The organism is Flavobacterium sp. GW821-FHT12A05, from assembly GCF_058807735.1.
The window spans coordinates 312,994-334,299 of record NZ_JBXAQY010000007.1 but is presented as its reverse complement, the minus strand read 5'-3'; the positions used below and the strand labels follow the sequence as shown (position 1 = coordinate 334,299).

Below are 21,306 nucleotides of genomic sequence, written 5' to 3'. Positions count from 1 at the left end.
AAAAGATTTGATTCGTCGACTAAAAAACGTTAATTGTCGTTTTGATATAAGAATTTGATTTAAATCTATTAATTTTGATGTTATAAAGCTCACTGTAAGTATGAAAAAACAACTACTTTTTTTATTGTTTATCTTTTGTTGTGTACAACTTCATGCCCAAAGTGATGATTTGTGGCAGCGATCAAGTTCTGTTTCCACTTTAAAGAAACAGGCAGGTATTGATAAATCTGATAAATTGTATTATCGACTGAACACAGATTTTCTAAAAGCAAAACTTTCTTCTGCAACGTCGAAACAGGCAAAAAATTCGGGTTCTCAAATTACAATTCCCAATTCAGAAGGCGTTTTAGAAAGGTTTCAGGTTTGGGAATCTTCAAACTTTGAGCCGGAACTTCAGGCAAAATATCCAGAAATTAGAGCATACGAAGGAAATGGTTTAGACGATAAATCGGCAAAAATACATTTTAGTCTTTCGCCAAACGGTTTACAAACCATGGTTTTCCGTGCTGATAATGCTACAGAATTTATTGAGGAAAATCCGGATAATAAAACAGAATACGTTTTGTTTTCTGCAAAAAGCAGATTAGCAAAATCTAAATTAACTTGTAAAACAGCCGATGTGGTTTCGCAAAATACAAGCACATCAAAAACGGCAAAAACCACTTCAAATAACAAAGTTTTCAAAACAATGCGTTTGGCATTATCTTGTACAGGAGAATATGCAGCTTATTTTGGAGGAACAAAAGAAGGAGCATTGGCAGGTATGAATGCAACTTTGACAAGAGTTAACGGTATTTTAAATAAAGACTTAGCGGTACAATTACTTTTAATTGCCAACAACGATGCCGTAATTTATACCAATGCAGGGACAGATCCATATTCTGGTGCAAGCAGAGGAACTGCTGCAGATACAGATGGAAATGATTTTTGGAGTAAAGAAGTTCAAAGCACGCTTACAAGTGTAATAGGCGAAGCTAACTATGATATCGGACATTTATTTGGTGCTTCTGGCGGCGGTGGAAATGCTGGTTGTATAGGTTGTGTCTGCGATAGTCCTACTCCGTCTAAGGTGATAGGAAAAGGAAGTGCTTATACTTCTCCGTCGAATGCAATACCAAAAGGCGACACATTCGATGTAGATTTTGTGGCTCACGAAATAGGACATCAATTAGGGGCAAACCACACATTTTCTTATGATATAGAAGGTGCCGGAGTTAGTGTGGAGCCAGGAAGCGGTTCTACCATTATGGGATATGCCGGTGTAACCGATAATTACGATATTCAGGATAATTCTGATGATTATTTTGCATACGCGAGTATTCTTCAAATTCAAAATAACCTTGCCGGAAAAAGCTGTCCGGTTAGTATAGATATAACAAACAATCCACCTGCGATTAATGCCGGTTCTGATTTTACGATTCCAGTAAGCACACCCTTTATTTTAACTGGATCAGGTACTGCTTCAACAGGGGATACGCTTACTTTTACCTGGGAAGAGAACGATAATGCAACATCGACTTCTGGCGATAATAGTATTGCCTATGCGACAAAACCAAATGGACCATTATTTAGATCAATAGCTCCGAGTACTTCGCCGGTTCGTTACATGCCGAGTTTTTCTTCGGTGCTTCAAAATAAATTGACGACTACTTGGGAATCTGTTTCCTCAATATCCAGAACATTAAATTTTACTTTAACAGGAAGAGATAATGGTGCTTTGGGTAAAGCACAAACCAATACCGATGGAATGGTGGTAAACGTAACACCTTCGGCGGGACCATTTGCTGTAACGTCTCAAAATACAGAGAATCTAAGCTGGCAGCAAGGATCATATCAAAATATTACCTGGAGTGTAAACAATACCAATACACTTCAAGGTTCGTCAACTGTAAATATTAAATTATCTACAGATGGAGGTTTGACTTTTCCAATCGTTTTGGCGGCAGCAACACCTAATGATGGTTTAGAAACGGTGCTGATTCCTGAAACTATTGATATCGCGACATATTGCAGAATTTTAATAGAACCAACGGCTAATATTTATTATGCCTTAAATAGTAAAACATTTGCAATAGGCTACAGCTCAACAACAAGTTGTAATGATTATAGTTTCGGAAGCTCTTTTGCAATTCCGTTCGGAAATTCATTTACAACCCGTACTGTTGCAGTTCCGTCATCAACAGGAACAGTTTCAGATGTAAATGTTGCTATTAATGTTACGCATGCCAGATTTTCTGATCTTGAAATTCAAATTGTGAGCCCAAAGGGAACTGTAGTTCGTTTATTCAACAAAGGCTGTGCGAGTACCAACTCAACTTTAGCATTACAATTTGATGACTCCGGATCTAATTTACAATGTTCTACAACGACAAGCCAGATTGTTGTTCCAATAGATGCTTTGAGTATGTTTAATGGCGAAAATCCGGAAGGAAACTGGACATTAAGAGTTCGTGATGCCGTTGCGGGAAGCTTTGGAACCATAAATTCGGCATCAATAAACATCTGTAATCAAACCTTTACCTTAGGTGTAGATAATCCTGTAAGTGTAGATGCAGTTCCATATCCTAACCCAAGTCGAGGGACTTTTACAGTAGAATTTAAAAGTCAGTCTAAAGCCGGAGCTAAGATTTATATTCACGACATGCAGGGCAAATCTGTTTACTCGCAAACTTTTGAGCACGTAGATAATTTTAGTAAAGAAATTTCATTGCCAATAGGTTCATCATCTGGGATTTATTTACTTACAATTGAAGACGGCGATAAAAAAACAGTGAAGAAGATATTTATAATTTAAAAAAATATAAAATCCCAATATTTTAAATTCCAAATTCCAATGTCTAAGCTTAGTTGGAATTTGGAATTTTTTTATTGAAATTTCCCCCATATTTAAGAGTTCGCCATCGCCATACAAACAATACTGATTTTTGCTCCCGGAATTTTTAATAAAGCGCGGGAACAAGCTTCGAGAGTGGCGCCGGTTGTGAGTACATCGTCTACAATTAAAAAATGTTTGTTCTGATTTTCTTCTGAGATATGAGCATCAAAAATACTTTCGATGTTCTCGGATCTTCCTAAAAGATTCTTTTTAGATTGTGTTTTAGAATATTTCTTTCGGTACAAAACAGAAGAATCAAAAGGAATTTTTAAACTTTCGGACAAAGCTTTTCCAAATGTTGTTACCTGATTATAACCTCTTTCTTTGAATTTTTTGGGATGAAGCGGCACCGGAATAATAACATCAAAAGGATTTTCCAGTTTTAATTCTTTCAAATCTTCGGCATACCAACGGCCCAGAACGGTTCCAATTTCTTCGTGGCCTTTGTATTTTAAATTGTGAATGAGTTCCTGAACAATTCCCTTTTTATTAAAATATAAAAAAGCCGATGCATGCTCGACTTCAAACTTGCCGTAGAATTTTTTCACAGCTTGGTTATTTGAATCCAGATAGTATTGCGTCAGAGGCATTTCATGTCGGCAGTTTGTGCATAAAACCGTTTCGTTAGTCATTAAAACAGAGCGGCATCCGGAGCAGACTTTAGGAAAAAAGAGATCAATTATGAAATTAAACACAAATAGAAAGAATTTAGTTACAAAAATAACCAAATTTGAGAGTCAATCTTTTTTATTTTTCTTTTTTTTATAAGTACTTTTTATATTTTTGCATTACTATGGCAAAACAAGAAGATTTATTTAAGAATGTGGTTTCGCACGCAAAAGAGTACGGATTTATTTTTCCGTCAAGCGAAGTTTACGACGGATTGAGTGCAGTGTATGATTACGCACAAAATGGTGTCGAATTAAAAAAGAATATCCGTGAATATTGGTGGAAATCAATGGTTCAGATGAATGAGAATATTGTCGGCCTTGATGCGGCAATATTAATGCATCCAACAACCTGGAAAGCTTCAGGCCACGTTGATGCTTTTAATGATCCGTTAATTGATAATAAAGATTCTAAGAAAAGATATAGAGCTGACGTTTTAGTTGAAGATTTTGCTGAAAAAATTAATCTAAAAGCTAAAAAAGAAATCGAAAAAGCAAAAGCTCGTTTTGGCGATGCATTTAACGAAGAGGAATTTGTAACTACAAATGCCAGAGTAGTTGAATATTTAGCGAAAGAAAGAGAAATCAGAGAGCGTTTAGGGCGTTCTTTAGGGAATGGAGATTTAGAAGATGTAAAAGCGTTAATCGAAGAGCTTGAAATTGCTGATCCTGAAACTGGTTCTAGAAACTGGACAGATGTAAAACAGTTCAACTTAATGTTTGGTACTAAACTGGGTGCTTCTGCAGAGTCTGCAATGGATTTATATTTACGTCCGGAAACAGCGCAGGGTATTTTTGTGAACTTTTTAAATGTTCAGAAATCAGGTCGTATGAAAGTTCCTTTTGGAATTGCTCAAACGGGTAAAGCCTTTAGAAATGAAATTGTAGCAAGACAATTCATTTTCCGTATGCGTGAATTCGAACAAATGGAAATGCAGTTTTTCGTGCGTCCGGGAGAAGAAATGCAATGGTACGAACACTGGAAACAAACACGTTTAAACTGGCACTTATCTTTAGGATTAGGAAAAGAGAATTACCGTTTTCATGATCACGAAAAATTAGCGCATTACGCAAATGCTGCGGCAGATATTGAGTTTAATTTCCCATTTGGTTTCAAAGAACTGGAAGGTATTCACTCTCGTACCGATTTTGACTTAAAAGCACACGAACAATATTCTGGTAGAAAACTGCAATATTTTGATCCGGAACTAAATGAAAACTATGTGCCATATGTAGTTGAAACATCTGTAGGTCTTGATCGTATGTTCCTGGCTGTTTTTGCAACATCATTGCAGGAAGAAACTTTAGAAGATGGTTCTACAAGAACAGTTCTAAAACTTCCGGCAGTATTAGCGCCAACAAAAGCGGCAGTTTTACCATTAGTTAAAAAAGATGGATTGCCTGAAATCTCTAAAAAAATTATCGAAGATTTAAAATGGGATTTCAATGTTTCTTATGATGAGAAAGATGCAGTAGGTCGTCGTTATAGAAGACAAGATGCATTAGGTACACCATTTTGTATTACAGTAGATCATCAAACTCTGGAAGACGAAACCGTAACCATTCGTCATAGAGATACAATGAAACAAGATCGCGTTAAGATAGCTGCATTAAGAGATATTATTGAAAACGAAGTTTCGATGAAAAACTGGTTGATGAAAATGTAAATTTTATATATTACACCATACAAATCCCAAATTCCTTAACCGGAGTTTGGGATTTTTTTAATTTTTAAATCAGGTCATTCATCGGAGATTTTTGCATTTCATCCTTATGTGTTAACATTTGATTGCAATATGTTAACAATGAAATGTTTAAATGAATGAAAAGCGTAATTTTAATTGCGAATAAAAGGGCAGCATCTATTTTTTATGCGAATTGCTGATAAATCATTATCTAAATAGACCATAAGTCTCTTATATTCGTAAAAAGTCAATAAAACCAAAATTGAGAAAGTATTCGTATATAATTATTGATGATGACGCAGAGAGTATTTCGAAAACCCAAACAATTGCAGCAGGTTTTCAGGAATTGACTTTTGTGGCATCGGCATCAAATTATCAGGATGGTTTGCATTTGGTTTTAGAATACAGACCTTCTCTTGTTTTTTTGGAAATAGATCCTAAATATTCTCCAAGTAATTTATCACTTCTGTTTATAAACGAACTTCATCGTTTTTTAAATATACTGCCTCGAATTATTGTCCTTACCTCAAAAAAAGACTTGGCGCTCGATGCAATCCAATACGGTGTATTCGATTATATACTAAAACCGCTGGTTACGGTCGATTTATTAAAAACGATTCTAAAATTAAACCGATTAGTTGAAGACGTGAAAACTATCGATTTTAAAGAAGAAAAACCAGTTGTTGTAACAAATGATACAATCGTGCGTCAAACTATCGAGAAACCGCTTATAATCTGTATTAAATCATACGGTGATTATCGTTATATAAATGCCGACGATATAAGCTATTTTCAGGCCGATAATAATTCGACTGATATTTATTTAAATTCAGGAGAAATGATAACCGCTTTTAAAACTTTAAAGCATTTTGAGCAGGTTTTATCGTATCCGTTTATTCGAATTCATAACAGTTATATTATCAATCGAAATTACATTGCGAGAATTCATAACGGAAACTCAGTTTGTTACATAAAAAACTCATCGAAAAAGATTCCTTTTTCTAAAACTTATAAATCAAATGTTGATTTAATTATTTCTGATTTTTCTGCAGGAAATTACTTAGAAGTCTAATAATTAGGCGATTACATTAATTTGGTATCCATTGACTATCAATTGGGTACGATCTACCATAAACTGATTTTTTCATATATACTTTTTTTGATTTCAGGCTTAGTTTTACATCCTCATTCACAAGTAAACAATCATTAAGCCCCAAATACAAATCAAATTAAAATCCCTCAAACATGAAAAAAACAGCTTTAACTTTCGGACTATTTTCTTTAGTAATTGCAGCAACTTCTTTTGCAAATCCTGCAGCATCAAATTCATCTACCCAAGAAGGTATTGATATCAGTTTTGACACAGGAGGTAACGGAACCAGAGATGGAAGACATAAAGCTGATTTTGCTGGAACTGCAATTCAATCAGAAACAAGTGCTAAGCATTTAAACAGCTTTAATGCTGATAGTCAATCATTACGTATGAATGTGAAATTAGACTAAGATAAAAAATAAATATTTTAAGAAAAGGCTGTCAATTTTTTGACAGCCTTTTTTTTTCGCCAAGTTTTAGTATTTTTGATCAAATTCCTAAAGCTTTTGAAAAATAACTACGTAATATTATTCTTTTTTTACTTTCTTTTCTCGGGCTGCACCAAAAAAATAGAGGGCGATAAAAATGTAAACTTCTCTGAGGACAGCCTGCCTTCTTATTTATCATTAGCAAATGACATTAATCTGCCTTTTAAGTATAGACAGCAATATAATGAAAAGGCATTCAGCATAATTATAAACCAAAAAGACGACTCTCTGAATAAAGTAAATCTTTTTAAAATTGCGAATCGTTATTATAACATGAATGATTGGCAGTCTTATAAAAAAACGGCAAAGTTAATTTTAGAAAGATCAATAAATTCCAAAGATTCTGTACACATGGCTAAAGCTTATAGTTATCTGGGCGATTATTACGGAACCCAATCTATATCTGATAGTGCTTTCCTGAATTATTTTAGGGCAGAAAAAGTTTATTTAAAAATTAATGACCAATATAATTTAGCCAAAACTTTTTTAAATAAAGCAAATCTCCAGTACAATGAAGGAGATTATTTTGAAAGTGAAATAAGTGTTTTTAAGGCACTTAGGATTTTAAAGCAAGAAAAAAACGTAGACGATCAGCTGTACGACTGCTATAATTTATTAGGAATCTTATATAATGAACGCGAAGAGTTTGATAAAGCGCTCGAGTTTCATCAATATGCATTTAATACACTTGCAAACAAGTCTATTCCGTCAGAATTTCAATTAAAGGCAACATCATTAAATAACATCGGATTTGTTAATTTAAGGATGAATAATTATAAAAAAGCCAAATTTTATTTTCAAAAAAGCCTCGAGGAGAAAAATCTATATGAAGAAAATACAACATTGTATGCCATTGTATTAGATAATTTGGCTTATTCGAAGTTTAAATTAGAAGAATCTGATGGACTTCCGGAACAATTTTATGATGCTTTAAAGATTAGGGATAGTTTAGGACTTAAATCTGGAGTTGTATTAAATCAAATACACCTGTCTGAATATTATGCTTTTAAAAAAGATACTTTTAAAGCAATTCAGCATTCAAAACGCGCTTTACTTTTATCTAAAAATTTAAACAAGCCAAGAAATATTCTGGAAGCTTTAAAGCAAATTGCTGTAGTCGACCCGCGGCATGCCTCTAAATATTCTAGAGAATACATTCAAATGAATGATAAGATGCTGAAAGCAGAGCGAAAAATGGGAGAAAAATTCTCCCGTATTGAGTACGAAACCAATGAAATAAAGGACGAAAATTCTAATTTGCAGGAGAAAAACAAAACTTTAGTTTACGTTTTTAGTATTTGTACTTTGATAGGATTGTTTTTTTATGTTTACAAAACGCAGCAGGCAAAAAACAGAGAACTGCTTTTTAAACAACAGCAGCAAATTGCTAACGAAGACATTTATAATTTGATGATTTCGCAGCAAAATGAAATTGAATTAACCCGAATCAAGGAAAAGAAAAAAGTAGCCCAGGAATTGCATGATGGTGTTTTGGGCCGTATGTTTGGAGTAAGAATAAGTCTGGATAGTTTAGATAAAATTGATGAGGCAGAAGCAGCTTCAAAACGAAAGAAGTATTTAGCTGAGCTTAAACACATTGAAGAAGATATCCGGGAAATATCGCATGACCTAAACAGGGAAAAATCGGAATTAATTAATAATTTTGTCGTAATTTTAAACAAACTATTTGATAATCAAAGAAATACGTATCCGTCAAAATTAAAAACCTCTTTTGATTCGCATATTAAATGGGAGCTTGTAAATAATATAGTCAAGATTAACTTGTATCGAATTATTCAGGAAGCACTTCAAAATTGTAATAAATATGCAAAAGCAAGTACAATAAGAGTAGAGTTTAAAAGTGAAATCGATCATTTAGTTCTATCGATTATGGATGATGGAGTAGGATTTAACGTCAAGCGTACAAAAAACGGTATTGGTTTGCATAATATTGAATACAGAGCCGCAGAATGTAAAGGCACAGTTACTATCAAATCCGCCAAAGGAGAAGGAACGCTTCTTGTTATAAAAGTTCCAATTGATCAAAAAATTAACCTGCAAAAAAATGACATTTAATTTCAAAGCCCCAATTTCGGAATTAATTAAGCCCAACATCTTAATTGTTGACGATCATCCCTTTATTATTGAAGGATACAAAAATGCAATAACACGTTACAAACCCAAAGAATATGAGTTTGAAATTGCACAAGCCTACGATTGCAGATCGGCTTATGATTTATTAGAAGATCAGAATACGCCGCAGTTCGAGATTGCTTTTCTGGATATCAGCATGCCTGCGTATGAAGAAAAAGATCTTTTCTCAGGCGAAGATCTTGCGAAACTTATCATGAAGAAAATGCCGTACTGCAAGATTGTTTTATTGACCATGTACACGGAACTGCTTAAAATTAAAACGATTATCAGAACCATAAATCCAAACGGATTAATCATTAAAAATGATCTTACTTTTGATGAATTGCTTGTCGCTATTGATAAAGTAATGAAAAACCATAAGTATTACAGCCAGTCGGTAGTTAAAATGCTCAATCAGTCTCCGCATAATTCAATAGAAATCGATGAGTTTGATAAGCAGATTTTGTTTCATTTATCAAAAGGAACTGAAGTTTACGAAATGCCGCAATACATTCCTATTTCTTTAACCGAAATTGAAAAACGAAGAATAAATCTTAAAGAACTGCTTAAAGTACGATCAGGCTTAGACGAAGATCTGGTTAAAGAAGCAAAAAGCAAAGGGCTGTTTTAAAGATTTTTGATTTTAGAATGTAGATTTTAGATTCAGACAAATAAAAAATCCTAACAGATTTTTAAATCTGTTAGGAAAATTGAGACTGAATACTGCCACTGAATACTGAGACTGAATTTATTCACTCAAAGCATCCCAGCCGCGTGCCTTTAAAGCAATTCTGGTATTAGCGCGGGTTACTAAATGAATTCCTTCACTTTCCTGTGCCATGTGGCCAATAATTGAAAAGTTTGGATTCCCTTTTATTTTATCAAAATCATTAATATCGATAGTAAAAAGAAGTTCATAATCTTCGCCGCCATTAATAGCAACGGTTGTACTGTCTATATTGAATTCTTCGCAAGTCGAAATAAACTGCGGATCTAACGGAAGTTTATCTTCGTATAAATTACAACCCACTTTCGATTGTTTGCATAAATGAATAATCTCCGAAGATAATCCATCAGAAATATCAATCATCGAGGTTGGTTTAATTTCAAGAGCATGCAAAAGCGTACGAACGTCTTTTCTTGCCTCTGGTTTCAATTGTCTTTCGACCAAATAAGTATAAGGATCAAGATCTGGCTGGCTGTTTGGGTTTACCTGAAAAACTTGTTTTTCGCGTTCTAAAACCTGTAATCCCATATAAGCAGCGCCAATATCTCCGGTTACAACCAGTAGATCTGTTTGTTTAGCACCATTTCTGTAAACAATTTCATCTTCATCTGCTTCACCAATTGCCGTAATGCTGATAATTAGTCCTTTTTGAGATGAGGTAGTATCACCGCCAATAACATCTACTTTATATTCTTTTGCGGCATGCGTAATGCCTTCAAATAATTCTTCTAAGGCTTCGAGTGGGAAACGGTTAGAAACAGCAACAGAAACCGTAATTTGAGTTGGTTTTGCATTCATTGCGCAAATGTCAGATACATTTACGACAACCGCTTTGTAACCTAAATGCTTTAATGGCATATATGCCAGGTCAAAATGAACACCTTCAATTAATAAATCAGTAGAAACCACTACTTTTTTGTTCTTAAAATCAAGAACTGCGGCATCATCGCCAATACTTTTTAAAGTAGATTCCTGTGTGACATCAAAATTTCTGGTCAAATGTTCAATTAAGCCAAACTCGCCTAATTGAGCTATACTGGTACGCTGCGGATTTTTATCTTCAATCATTTTTTTGAGTTCCAAAGTTTGTAAGGCGCAAAGGTACAAAGGTTTTTTCTTTTAAAGTTGCAAAGGTACAAAGGTTCAGAGGTACAAAGGTTTTTTCTTTTAAAGATGCTAAGATTGTGAGATGCTAAGGTTCTAAGTTTTTTCTAACAGATTTATTCTGTAGAGACGCACTGCAGTGCGTCTAAGATCCAGTAATCACAATTTATGTCTTCTTTATTTAAATAAATTGGGGTTACGTTGTGTAGACGCACTGCAGTGCGTCTCTACGGCAGGAAAAAATATTTTTAAAAATATTTTTTCCTGCTGACAAACTGTTGTCACCGGGCCATTTTACTTTTGAAGTATAGAAATTTAAAAACATAAAAATCATGAAAACATTAGAAGCACAAGTAATTACTTCAGAAGATTTATTGAAACACTGGCAAGGTCACCGCGCACTTACACGTCGTTTAATTGAAATTTTTCCTGAGAAAGATTTCTTCGAATTTTCAATTGGCGGTATGCGTCCATTTGCAAAATTAGTTGATGAACTTTTAGCTATTGCGGTTCCGGGTTTAAAAGGAATTGTGACTAAAGAAACAGCACCATTCTCAGAAGGAGCAGAAAAACTGATTTTTAAAGCGCAGTATCTTGAAAAATGGGACGAAGCGACAGCAGAAATCAATAAATACTGGGAACAATTATCTGTTGAAGATTTCAGCGAAACCTTTAATCTTTTTGGGCAATATGAATTTCCGGTTATTCAAAACATCTTGTATTTTATTGATAATGAAGTACACCACCGCGGACAAGCTTATGTATATTTAAGAGCATTAAATATCGAGCCGCCATTTTTCTGGGAGAGATAATTAAAGAATTTTCTTGTAACTTTATAAAGTAAATCTAAAATTAAGGACTATGAGTTTAAAAAAGATAATGTCAAATTATGCAGATTATAATTTATGGGTAAATCAACAGTTTGTGAATTGGCTTTCGCCGAAATCAGATGAATTGCTTTATACCGAAGTTCCTTCAAGTTTCTCCACTATTGTAAAAACGCTGGATCATATTTGGTCAACAGAAGAATATTGGTTTTCTGTGATTTCAGAGACTGCAATGTCTGAAAAGAAAACAGAAAATGAATTATCGAAAGAAGAAATATTTAACGGACTTTTGAATTCATCTTCAAAATTGAAACATCTTATCAATTCATTGTCAGAAGAAGATTTGGTTAAAGAAGTTAAAATTATCAATCCGTGGTTTGAATGCGAACTGCCTATTTCTGAATATTTAATCCAGGTTATCAATCACGGTACTTATCATAGAGGCCAGATTGTAACAATGGGGCGAAATATAGGAATTACAGATGCTTCAAATACCGATTATAATTTTTATAATGTTATGAAACAGAAATAAAAAAAAAAACTCCCGAAGATAATCTCTCGGGAGTTTTTTTTATAAAAGCCTTTGCCTGTTAATTTCTAATAATTCTAAAACGCGCGTCTTTAATCTTTCGGGTTCAAGGATTTCGGCATAATCTCCAAACATTAAAAACCAGCGGGCAAAACCGCTTTCTATATCACGGCACATAAAATTCATTTCTATTTTGCCGTCCACTTCTTTTTCAGAAATATAACCGTGGTATTTTCTTTCGGTCGACAAATATCTTGCGATTTTCTTTTCGATTAAAATCCGAACTTTTGTGGTTGGAATTGTCTCTGTTTTGGTTAAATAAGAATCTAGAGAATCGTGTTCGATTGTAAAATCAGATTCGCTTTTTTTGATTCCCAGAATTCTGTCTGTTCGAAATTGGCGGTAATCTTTTCGTAAATGACAATATCCTAAAAAATACCAATTGTTATGATCGTGAAAAACACCTACAGGCTCAATGTTTCTTTGTGTGGTTTCGTCTTTATCAAAAGTTTTATACGAAAGTAAAATTTGCTTTTTCTCGGCAATTCCTTCAAATAAAACAGCCAGAGTATTGGGCGAATTATCATTAAACATAGGTTCTGTACTCTGCATCTGCATGACCACTCTCGATTCAATATTCGAAAGCCAGTCTTTATCTGTGCTTCTTAAAACGGATTTTAGTTTGTACATCGCCGAGGCATAATGACTTCCTAAAGAAGGATCGGTAAATTTCTGCATTAGTTTTTCGGCAGCAATAAAACTGCTGACTTCCTCGCGCGTAAACATAACAGGCGGTAATCTGTAACCTTCCATTAAAGCATAACCCACTCCGGCCTCACTGTAAATAGGAACACCCGAAGCTTCGAGAGTTCGAATATCCCGGTAAATCGTACGCAGACTACAGTCAAAACGATCCGCCAATTCCTGCGCTTTTACAATTTTTTTAGATTGCAATTGAATCAGGATAGCTACAATTCTGTCAAATCGTTTTGGAGTTTCGTCGAGCATTTCTTTAAGATTCTGAGGTTCTGAGTTACTAAGTTTCTAAGCTTTTTTACAGCTGTAAAGATTCAAAGATACAAATGTAAAAAGTAAAGAGAATAAAAAAAGCTGTTCCAAACTGGAACAGCTTTTTTAAATAATTGTAGAAACGAATTAAAATCTATACAAAACTCCAAATTGAGGCTGATCGAAGATGTTTTCAAATAAATTAATGTTTAATTGAAAAGTATCAGACGACGGACCATTTTCCGGAGAAACACTGTTGTAAGCCAAAACGTTTGCCAAGACAAAAGTTACTGCGATATTTTTGGTTACAAAGTAATTTAATCCCACATTAATATCAGCGGTTAAACTGTTATCAGTATCACTTCCGGCAAGCGGTGTTTCGGTTTTGTTTTGTCCGTAACCCAAACCAACTTCAGCATAAGTTTTAAAACGTTTTTTGTCTAATTCTAAGAAATAATAGCGAGCAAAAGCTCCAACTCCAAATACATTAGTTTTGATACCAGTTGCTTCTTCTTTATTACTGGAGTAATCTATTTTAGCTCCAACCGCAAATTTATCATTCAATAAGTAGCCAAATTTTGGGCTGAACCCATAATAATCATTTTCACCTCCGGTGCTTATTTTAATAGAACCTTCAAGAAACATATCGCCGTTTTGAAAAGTAATACCTTTTGCAGAGTTCATTTCAGAATCAACTTCTTGTTGTTGTGCATTGGCAAATGAAAAAGTCAGCATTGATAAAATAATAAAAAATCTAGTTTTCATGATATTTAGTTTTTAAGTTGTAAGATTAAAGTTATGTTTTTAATGTTAAAACCTTTGCTGTACTAGTCGAATGCATTAATATTGATTCTATTGAGTTAATATTTGCGCTTTTTTATAGGTATTTACTTGTTTAATTGCGGGTAAAAATTTAAGTTTTTAGGGATGAAGCCACGTATTTATTGAGAATTAAAGTTCTATAAAAACAAAAAACCCGATAACTTATGTTATCGGGTTTTATCTATTTTTAATTCTTAACAAACTTTTTAACTATTGTCTTTCCTTCTTTTTCTAATTCAATTATATATACTCCGGAACTTAGAGAATTTACTTCGATACTATTTTCATTCAAACTTCCCTGGAGTACAACTTGACCGTTTAAATTACTTATTTTGTATATCGTTGCGGTAGTATCTGGCTGCTGTATAAATAACCTTTGAGCTGCCGGATTTGGATACAGAATATATTGATTCTTTTTTTGGTCATGATTTTCTACAGAAAGAGTCGTTGTAGTGACTGAAACCGGATCGCTTGAAGCTGAAATGTTTTTAGCATAATCTTTAGCCTTTATGGTATAGGAGTAAGACGTTCCTTCACTTAAGCCAGTAAGAGTATAGCTGGTTAGGTTTGTAGTTCCAATTAAAGTATTTCCCTGGTAAATATCATAACCCGTAACAGCTATATTGTCTGTTGATTCTTCCCATGACAAAACAGCTGAGGATTTAGTAATATTTGATACACTTAAATTTTTTGGTATGCTTGGAGCTTCAAATTCAATAATACGTTTTTTGATGTCAACAGTAAAATCTCTAATTTCTCCGTAGGTAAATTGCTCACATGAAGTTGGAATTCCATTTTCCTTCATTGCAATTCTTAGCCCTGTTTTTCCAGTCATTACTGTCGAAGGAAGTGTAAATGTTGCAATCGCTGTAAAATCTAAAGAGGATGGATTTTGGTATGAATTGCTCCAAACTAATTCTCCAGCATCATCAAAATCTTTATCGCCGTTCAAATCAATCCAAATAGCTAAACCATTTGACATATTTTTAGGGCTGTTATATCGATTTCTGGTCACAGACAGAATAATAGTGCTTTGCTGACCAGGAGTCAAAGAAGCAGTGTACGCTGTATCGTCTGTATATCCATTAGAAGGGGCATCTCGAACTAATGATCCAAAATCGAAAGAAGTAATTTGATCTCTCTTAGTTTTGGATATTTCTGGTTTGCAATAACCTGGTAAAGCAACAGTTTTAATAGATATCTTATTGCTTTCCGATGAGTAAGCATCTTCCATATTAGCAGATACTGTAAAGGTATAATCTGTATTGTCTTTTAAATCAGTAACTTTAAAGGTGGTTTCTCCATTTGTTAAACTTCCAACTAGTATTGAATTTCTATATACCGAATAAGAGCTAATCGCGGGATCGTTTTTTGAAGCAGTCCATGTTAATACTACAGATGAGGTTGTAATTTCGCTAGCAGTAAGATCGGTTGGAGGTAAAGGTGCAGGATTAAAGCTTGCAGGTCTGATAGAAATACTTTTACTCATACCTGATTCATTTCCCATTTCATCAATTGCTTTTATTTTGACCTCGTCATAGATTGTAGAATTCATCAATTTCATAGTAGTGAAAAGATCTTTAGTTTTACCTATAAGAGTATTATTGTTAGGATAATATGTAGCATAAATGTAATAAGTAATATCTAGTCCTGACTCATTTTTTGAGTGTGCCCACGAAAGATCAGCTTTTGTAGCAGTGATTTTTAAAGCTTTTAAATCTGTTGGGGTATAAGGTATTGGAGCTTTTATTGTTGTAACTAATAATGGAGTACTTGCTGCAGATAATGTTCCATCATTTTTTTTTGCTTTTACAGTAAATACATAGCCTGTTATTTGTTTTAAACCTTTTACAGAAAAACTATTAGTTTCAGAACTTCCGATTAAAGTAGATTCCTGATAAATTTCATAACCAATAATATTGGCAGTATTTGCAGGAGCCGACCATGATAAATTTGTTGCTGTCCAATCTGTTCCAGATGCTGAAAGATTTGATGGTGCAACAGATGCATTATTATCTTTAGTAGAGTTTATGATATTTACCGTGTAATCTTCGGTTCTGCCATAATTGTATGTGCCAGTATAATCTCCACAGGGGTAAGGGATTCCAACTTCATCACCTTGACTTGTTATTCTTATTCGGGTATTGCCATTAATAGCAGTTTCAGGAACTGTAAATGTACCAATAACAGGACAATTAGTGGTAACCTCATGATTCCAAACACGTTCTCCAGAATCATAAAAGTCTAAATCTCCATTATAATCAATCCAGACGGCATATCGTTGGCCAAATTGCGTTCGACCGCTTAGATATTCTCTTCCGGCAATAGTAATGGCATAAGTTTCACCTTTTTTTAGTTCTGTAATTAATTGGTCGGGATTCTGTTTACTATCAATTGATCCTATTTTTACTCTTGATATAGTAATACCTAAAGTACTGCTAAATCCTTTAGAAACGCAGTAGTCAGGAGGTGTAGTTACTGTAAAAACGCTGCTTTCTGCCGATATGTTTGCAGAAGTGTCTTTTGATTTTATTGTAAAAGAGTAAGAGGTATTGGCAGTTAATTTAGATATAGCATAGTTTGTCGAGTTTGTTGTTCCTAATAAACGTCCATTTTGGTAAACTTCATATCCTGCGACTGCTATGTTATCTATGGATGGGGTCCAAGATAAATTAAAACTTGTAGGGGTAATTTTTTCGGCAGAAAGACCCGAAGGAACTGTAGGAGGAGTGCCATCTGAAGTTTCGATTATTAATCCTATACTTTTTTCGGAGTAATTTCCGTCAGCATCTCGTGCTCTAACAGAAAATGAGTAAGTATTGTCAGAAGTAAGTCCTGTCACTCTGAATTTTGTACCTGTCGAAGTGCCTACTAATAAATTTCCTCCTTGAAAAATTTGATAGCCTACTACACGGTCATTATCAGTAGATGGGGACCAGGATAAATAAACGCTGGAACGGGTAATTTCAGAAGCAGTCAATTTAGTTGGTCGTGTTGGCGGAGTTATATCTAATGTTTTTATCTCGATTCCAGCTTCTTCAGAAACATTTCCGGCCGCATCTCTTGCTCTTATCTTAAAAGTATACCACGTATTTGAGGCTAATCCTTTACTTGTAAAAGTAGTTGAGTTCGAATTTCCAACAAAGAAACTGTTCCTATAAATATCATAAGAAGTAACACCTATATTATCAGTAGACGCTTTCCAGGACAATGTTAAACTAGTACCTGTATTCTCAATTACTTTTACCATTGTAGGAATCGTTGGAGGGGCATTGTCAACGACTTGATAAAAAACAAAACCGTCTTTTTTAGAATTATTTTCCAATGGAAAAAGAGAAGAATTTAGTTTTTCTTTAGAAAATAAAGGTGAAATTATAAAAATTCCTAAGACTGTAAATAATTTAAGTTTAAGTAAAGTTTCTTTCATAGGCGAAGGTTTTAAGTAATTCTTTAGATAAAATGTTTTTTGATGGTTGAAATACTTGGGGGTATTTTAAAAAGAAAGTAATTTCTGAGGTAAATCTATTGTTTTTTTATTGATTAAAAAAAAGGATTTAATATTATTTTAAAGAATCTAAAAGGCTTTGAAATCAGCTAAATAGAAGGTAGTAAAAAACCCGATAACTTTCGTCATCGGGTTCAATCTATATTCTATTCTCTTTATTCTGTTTTCTATCTTCAAAAGAAAGTCTAGTCGTTCAATTTCAAAACAGCCATAAATGCTTCTTGAGGAATCTCAACGTTTCCTACCTGACGCATACGTTTTTTACCTTTTTTCTGTTTTTCAAGAAGTTTACGCTTACGCGAAATATCTCCACCGTAACATTTTGCGGTAACGTCTTTACGAAGTGCTTTAATCGTTTCACGAGCAATAATTTTTGCCCCAATTGCAGCCTGAATCGGAATGTCGAATTGTTGTCTTGGGATTAATTCACGTAATTTTTCGGTCATTTTTTTACCAATATTATACGCGTTATCTTCGTGAATTAAGGCAGAAAGAGCATCAACAGTCTGTGCGTTTAAAAGAACATCCAGTTTTACTAATTTCGAAGTACGCATCCCAATAGGAGAGTAATCAAAAGAAGCATAACCTTTAGAAACTGTTTTTAGACGATCGTAAAAATCGAATACAATTTCGGCTAGTGGCATGTCAAAATTCAATTCAACACGTTCTGTAGTCAAATACGTTTGGTTGGTAATTAAACCACGTTTCTCGATACATAGGCTCATTACGTTTCCTACGAAATCAGCTTTTGTAATGATGGTAGCTTTAATAAAAGGCTCTTCAACTCTATCTAAACGAGATGGTTCAGGTAAGTCAGAAGGATTATTTACAACAAATGAAGTTTCGGGATCTTTTTTGGTGTAAGCCAAATACGAAACGTTAGGTACAGTTGTAATAACTGTCATGTCGAATTCACGCTCTAAACGCTCCTGAATAATTTCCATGTGAAGCATTCCTAAGAAACCACAACGGAAACCAAATCCTAAAGCGGCAGAACTTTCAGGAGTAAAAACTAACGAAGCATCATTCAATTGCAGCTTCTCCATAGAAGAACGCAAATCTTCATAATCTTCAGTGTCTACAGGATAAATTCCGGCAAAAACCATTGGTTTTACATCCTCAAAACCTGTAATCATATTTGTGGTAGGTGTTTTGGCATCTGTCAAAGTATCACCCACTTTTACTTCTTTTGCTTCTTTAATTCCAGAAATCAGGTAACCAACATCTCCGCTGGAAATTACATTTTTAGGAACCTGATTTAATTTTAAAGTTCCAATTTCATCAGCAAAATATTCATTACCCGTAGCCATGAATTTAATTTTTTGCCCTTTTTTGATTTCTCCGTTTACAACTCTAAAGATTACCTCAATTCCACGGAACGGATTATAAACCGAGTCAAAAATCAAAGCTTGCAAAGGCTCATCCGGATTTCCTTTTGGAGCAGGAATTTTTTCGATAATTGCAGCCAAAATATTCTCAACACCAAAACCTGTTTTACCAGAGGCATGAATAATATCTTCTAATTTACAGCCTAATAAATCGATAATATCGTCGCTTACTTCTTCTGGATTTGCACTTGGTAAATCTACCTTGTTTAAAACCGGAATAATTTCTAAGTCGTTTTCAAGAGCTAAATATAAATTTGAAATCGTTTGTGCCTGAATACTTTGCGCAGCATCAACAATCAATAAAGCTCCTTCGCAGGCAGCAATAGATCTCGAAACTTCGTATGAAAAATCTACGTGGCCCGGAGTATCAATTAAATTCAGAATGTATTCTTCACCTTTATAAGTGTATTCCATCTGAATAGCATGGCTTTTAATGGTAATACCACGCTCACGCTCCAGGTCCATGTTGTCAAGCAATTGTGCTTTTTCTTCACGAGCTGTAACGGTTTGTGTTGCGCCTAGTAATCTGTCCGCCAGTGTACTTTTACCGTGGTCAATGTGTGCAATAATGCAAAAGTTACGAATCTTCTTCATTTTAATATATCAGTTCTCTTAACGAGTTTTAAGTATTTTTCAGCCTCTAAAGTGCGCTGTAGCAATTGCTTTAACGCCTCTTATTAAGGGGCAAAGATAGCGCAAAGTTTTGGATTCTGGAATTTAGTTGTAGGATTTTGAGTTTTGAGCACAAAAAGCTGTTTTTCAATGATTAAACACTTTTGGCATTTCTTAGTTTGTCTTTAGCTTACTATTTAAAACTTCAAGAATACTTGTTTAAACTGAACTTGTTTTTAAAATTCAAAGTTGAATCCCTTTTCAGTCAGTTTTTTGTAAATATCAGGATCGAACTTATAGAGTTTTGCAGCTCTGTGCGATACGTCTTGTTGTTTTTCATCTAAAGCAACGAGTAATTTCATGTGAAGAATTTTTCGACGGAAATTAGATTTGTCCAATTCAATCCCGAGGATTTCTTCATAAAGATGCATCAGCTGTAATAAAGTAAATTTTTCCGGCAGCAAATTAAAACCAATTGGCGCCTGACGTACACGGTTTTGAAGCTGCAGTAAACTAAAGTTTAAAATCTCGTTATGATCAAATATCAAATTTGGGATTTCCTTAATCTTGCACCATCTCGCTTCTCTTACTGTTATACTCGCTTTTACATTGTAATCTTCTTGATTTACAAGAGTATAATAGCCTATAGTTACAATACGACGGTCTAAAACACGACTGGGGTTTGTAAATGCTTTTAACTGCTCCAGGTAAATATTGCTAAGACTCGTGAGTTCATAAAGAATTCGGTGTGCGGCATCATCGGCGCTTTCTTCTCTTTTCATCCAGCCTCCAAGCAGTCCCCAGTTTCCTTCGCTTTCTCCTCCGGCATGCTGTACCAAAAGTACTTCAAGACTTTCTTTCTTGAAGCCAAAAATGACACAGTCAATTGAAATTCCGTCAATTGCGGGTGTTTTAGAAATATCGTTAGAAGGTAATGCTGCCATTCTCTGCTTGTATAAGCGTGTTATTAAAATTCAAAATTAAAACCTTTTTCAGTCAGTTTTTTATAAATATCCGGATCGAACTTGTAGAGTTTTGCAGCTCTGTGTGATACATCCTGCTGTTTTTCATCTAAAGCAACGAGTAATTTCATGTGAAGAATTTTTCGGCGGAAATTTGATTTATCCATTTCAACACCCAAAATTTCCTCATAAAGCTGCATCAGCTGTAATAAAGTAAATTTTTCAGGCAGCAAATTAAATCCAATTGGTGCCTGACGGACACGGTTGCGGAGGTTTTGAATGCTGTATGACAAAATTTCGTTGTGATCGTAAATCAAATCCGGAATGTTATTTATTTTATACCATTTAGCATCAGAAGCGGTAAAACCGGCCTTGATATTATAAGCTTCTCTTTTTACGAGCGCATAATACCCAATGGTGATAACACGTCGAAGCGGAAAACGATCCGGATCTCCAAATGCTTTTAACTGCTCCAGATAAATATTATCCAGACCCGTAAGTTCGTTTAATAAACGGGTGGCTGCAGCATCAGTACTCTCTTTTTTATAAATCCATCCTCCCGGAAGTCCCCATTTTCCTTTACTGATTCCTTCGGCGTGCTGTACTAAAAGCACTTCTAAACTTCCCTCATCAAATCCAAATACAACACAGTCAATAGTGATTGCATTCATTGCATTTTGTTCGCTTTTTGCAACAGAGTCGGCATCTACTTTTTTATCCATTTGCGAAATAAGTTTTGACAAATTAAGCAAATAAAATGCATAACTGTCTTTAATGATTACGTAATATTTTTTTAACAAATCAAAAAATTGATAATCAGTTGTTTAAAATTTATTCGAAGGCAGAATTAAAAAGAATAAATTCTTAAATACTTGATGGT

The 21,306-nt window shown here is 34.3% G+C and carries 16 protein-coding genes; 8 read left to right on the top strand and 8 right to left on the bottom strand.

The features are described 5' to 3' along the window. The first annotated feature begins 100 nt into the window (after positions 1 to 100). Positions 101 to 2,794, top strand: coding sequence for a zinc-dependent metalloprotease (locus tag AC1RRQ_RS17930; RefSeq protein ID WP_493024390.1), 2,694 nt, complete (start codon positions 101 to 103; stop codon positions 2,792 to 2,794). Positions 2,795 to 2,886: 92 nt separating this feature from the next. Here the strand turns inward: AC1RRQ_RS17930 and AC1RRQ_RS17925 are convergent, their stop codons facing one another. Further along, positions 2,887 to 3,507, bottom strand: coding sequence for a ComF family protein (locus AC1RRQ_RS17925; protein ID WP_493024489.1), 621 nt, complete (start codon positions 3,505 to 3,507; stop codon positions 2,887 to 2,889). A 161-nt stretch (positions 3,508 to 3,668) separates the two neighbouring features. Between AC1RRQ_RS17925 and AC1RRQ_RS17920 the strand changes: the two genes are divergently transcribed. The 5 genes from AC1RRQ_RS17920 (at position 3,669) to AC1RRQ_RS17900 (ending at position 9,573) form a co-directional block, all read left to right on the top strand. After that, entirely contained in the window at positions 3,669 to 5,210 is a 1,542-nt protein-coding gene (locus tag AC1RRQ_RS17920) for a glycine--tRNA ligase (protein WP_493024389.1), read from the top strand. A gap of 280 nt (positions 5,211 to 5,490) precedes the next feature. Then, entirely contained in the window at positions 5,491 to 6,300 is an 810-nt protein-coding gene (locus tag AC1RRQ_RS17915; RefSeq protein WP_493024388.1) for a LytR/AlgR family response regulator transcription factor, read from the top strand. Between the two features lie 173 nt (positions 6,301 to 6,473). Next, positions 6,474 to 6,731 (top strand): hypothetical protein, encoded by a 258-nt coding sequence (locus AC1RRQ_RS17910; protein WP_493024387.1) that lies wholly within the window; start codon positions 6,474 to 6,476, stop codon positions 6,729 to 6,731. Between the two features lie 96 nt (positions 6,732 to 6,827). Next, positions 6,828 to 8,885 carry a tetratricopeptide repeat-containing sensor histidine kinase gene (locus AC1RRQ_RS17905; RefSeq protein ID WP_493024386.1) on the top strand — a complete coding sequence of 686 codons (2,058 nt, stop codon included), beginning with the start codon at positions 6,828 to 6,830 and terminating at the stop codon, positions 8,883 to 8,885. Continuing rightward, the gene (locus AC1RRQ_RS17900; protein WP_493024385.1) at positions 8,875 to 9,573 is read left to right on the top strand and encodes a response regulator; all 699 of its coding nucleotides are present in this window, start codon (positions 8,875 to 8,877) and stop codon (positions 9,571 to 9,573) included. The genes AC1RRQ_RS17905 and AC1RRQ_RS17900 overlap by 11 nt, the downstream gene beginning before the upstream one ends. Positions 9,574 to 9,690: 117 nt before the next feature. Here the strand turns inward: AC1RRQ_RS17900 and thiL are convergent, their stop codons facing one another. Further along, positions 9,691 to 10,737: a thiamine-phosphate kinase gene (gene thiL, locus AC1RRQ_RS17895; protein WP_493024384.1), complete on the bottom strand. Its 1,047-nt coding sequence runs from the start codon at positions 10,735 to 10,737 to the stop codon at positions 9,691 to 9,693. A gap of 368 nt (positions 10,738 to 11,105) precedes the next feature. On the opposite strand from thiL, the gene AC1RRQ_RS17890 reads away from it, so the two are divergent. After that, entirely contained in the window at positions 11,106 to 11,585 is a 480-nt protein-coding gene (locus tag AC1RRQ_RS17890) for a DinB family protein (RefSeq protein WP_493024383.1), read from the top strand. A gap of 49 nt (positions 11,586 to 11,634) precedes the next feature. Next, positions 11,635 to 12,132, top strand: coding sequence for a DinB family protein (locus AC1RRQ_RS17885; protein ID WP_493024382.1), 498 nt, complete (start codon positions 11,635 to 11,637; stop codon positions 12,130 to 12,132). A gap of 39 nt (positions 12,133 to 12,171) precedes the next feature. Here AC1RRQ_RS17885 and AC1RRQ_RS17880 read toward each other — a convergent pair whose 3' ends face one another. From AC1RRQ_RS17880 to AC1RRQ_RS17855, 6 genes are all read right to left on the bottom strand, one after another. Further along, a complete protein-coding gene (locus AC1RRQ_RS17880; protein ID WP_493024381.1) occupies positions 12,172 to 13,137 on the bottom strand; it encodes a helix-turn-helix transcriptional regulator in 966 nt (321 codons plus the stop codon). A gap of 147 nt (positions 13,138 to 13,284) precedes the next feature. After that, the gene (locus tag AC1RRQ_RS17875) at positions 13,285 to 13,902 is read right to left on the bottom strand and encodes an outer membrane beta-barrel protein (RefSeq protein ID WP_493024380.1); all 618 of its coding nucleotides are present in this window, start codon (positions 13,900 to 13,902) and stop codon (positions 13,285 to 13,287) included. Positions 13,903 to 14,146: 244 nt separating this feature from the next. Further along, positions 14,147 to 17,386 carry a fibronectin type III domain-containing protein gene (locus AC1RRQ_RS17870; protein WP_493024379.1) on the bottom strand — a complete coding sequence of 1,080 codons (3,240 nt, stop codon included), beginning with the start codon at positions 17,384 to 17,386 and terminating at the stop codon, positions 14,147 to 14,149. A gap of 263 nt (positions 17,387 to 17,649) precedes the next feature. Continuing rightward, positions 17,650 to 19,446: a translation elongation factor 4 gene (lepA, locus tag AC1RRQ_RS17865; RefSeq protein ID WP_493024378.1), complete on the bottom strand. Its 1,797-nt coding sequence runs from the start codon at positions 19,444 to 19,446 to the stop codon at positions 17,650 to 17,652. A 254-nt stretch (positions 19,447 to 19,700) separates the two neighbouring features. Continuing rightward, positions 19,701 to 20,408, bottom strand: a complete 708-nt coding sequence (locus AC1RRQ_RS17860; protein WP_493024377.1) for an NUDIX hydrolase — start codon at positions 20,406 to 20,408, stop codon at positions 19,701 to 19,703. A 23-nt stretch (positions 20,409 to 20,431) separates the two neighbouring features. Further along, positions 20,432 to 21,148: an NUDIX hydrolase gene (locus AC1RRQ_RS17855; RefSeq protein WP_493024376.1), complete on the bottom strand. Its 717-nt coding sequence runs from the start codon at positions 21,146 to 21,148 to the stop codon at positions 20,432 to 20,434. Positions 21,149 to 21,306 lie beyond the last annotated feature (158 nt).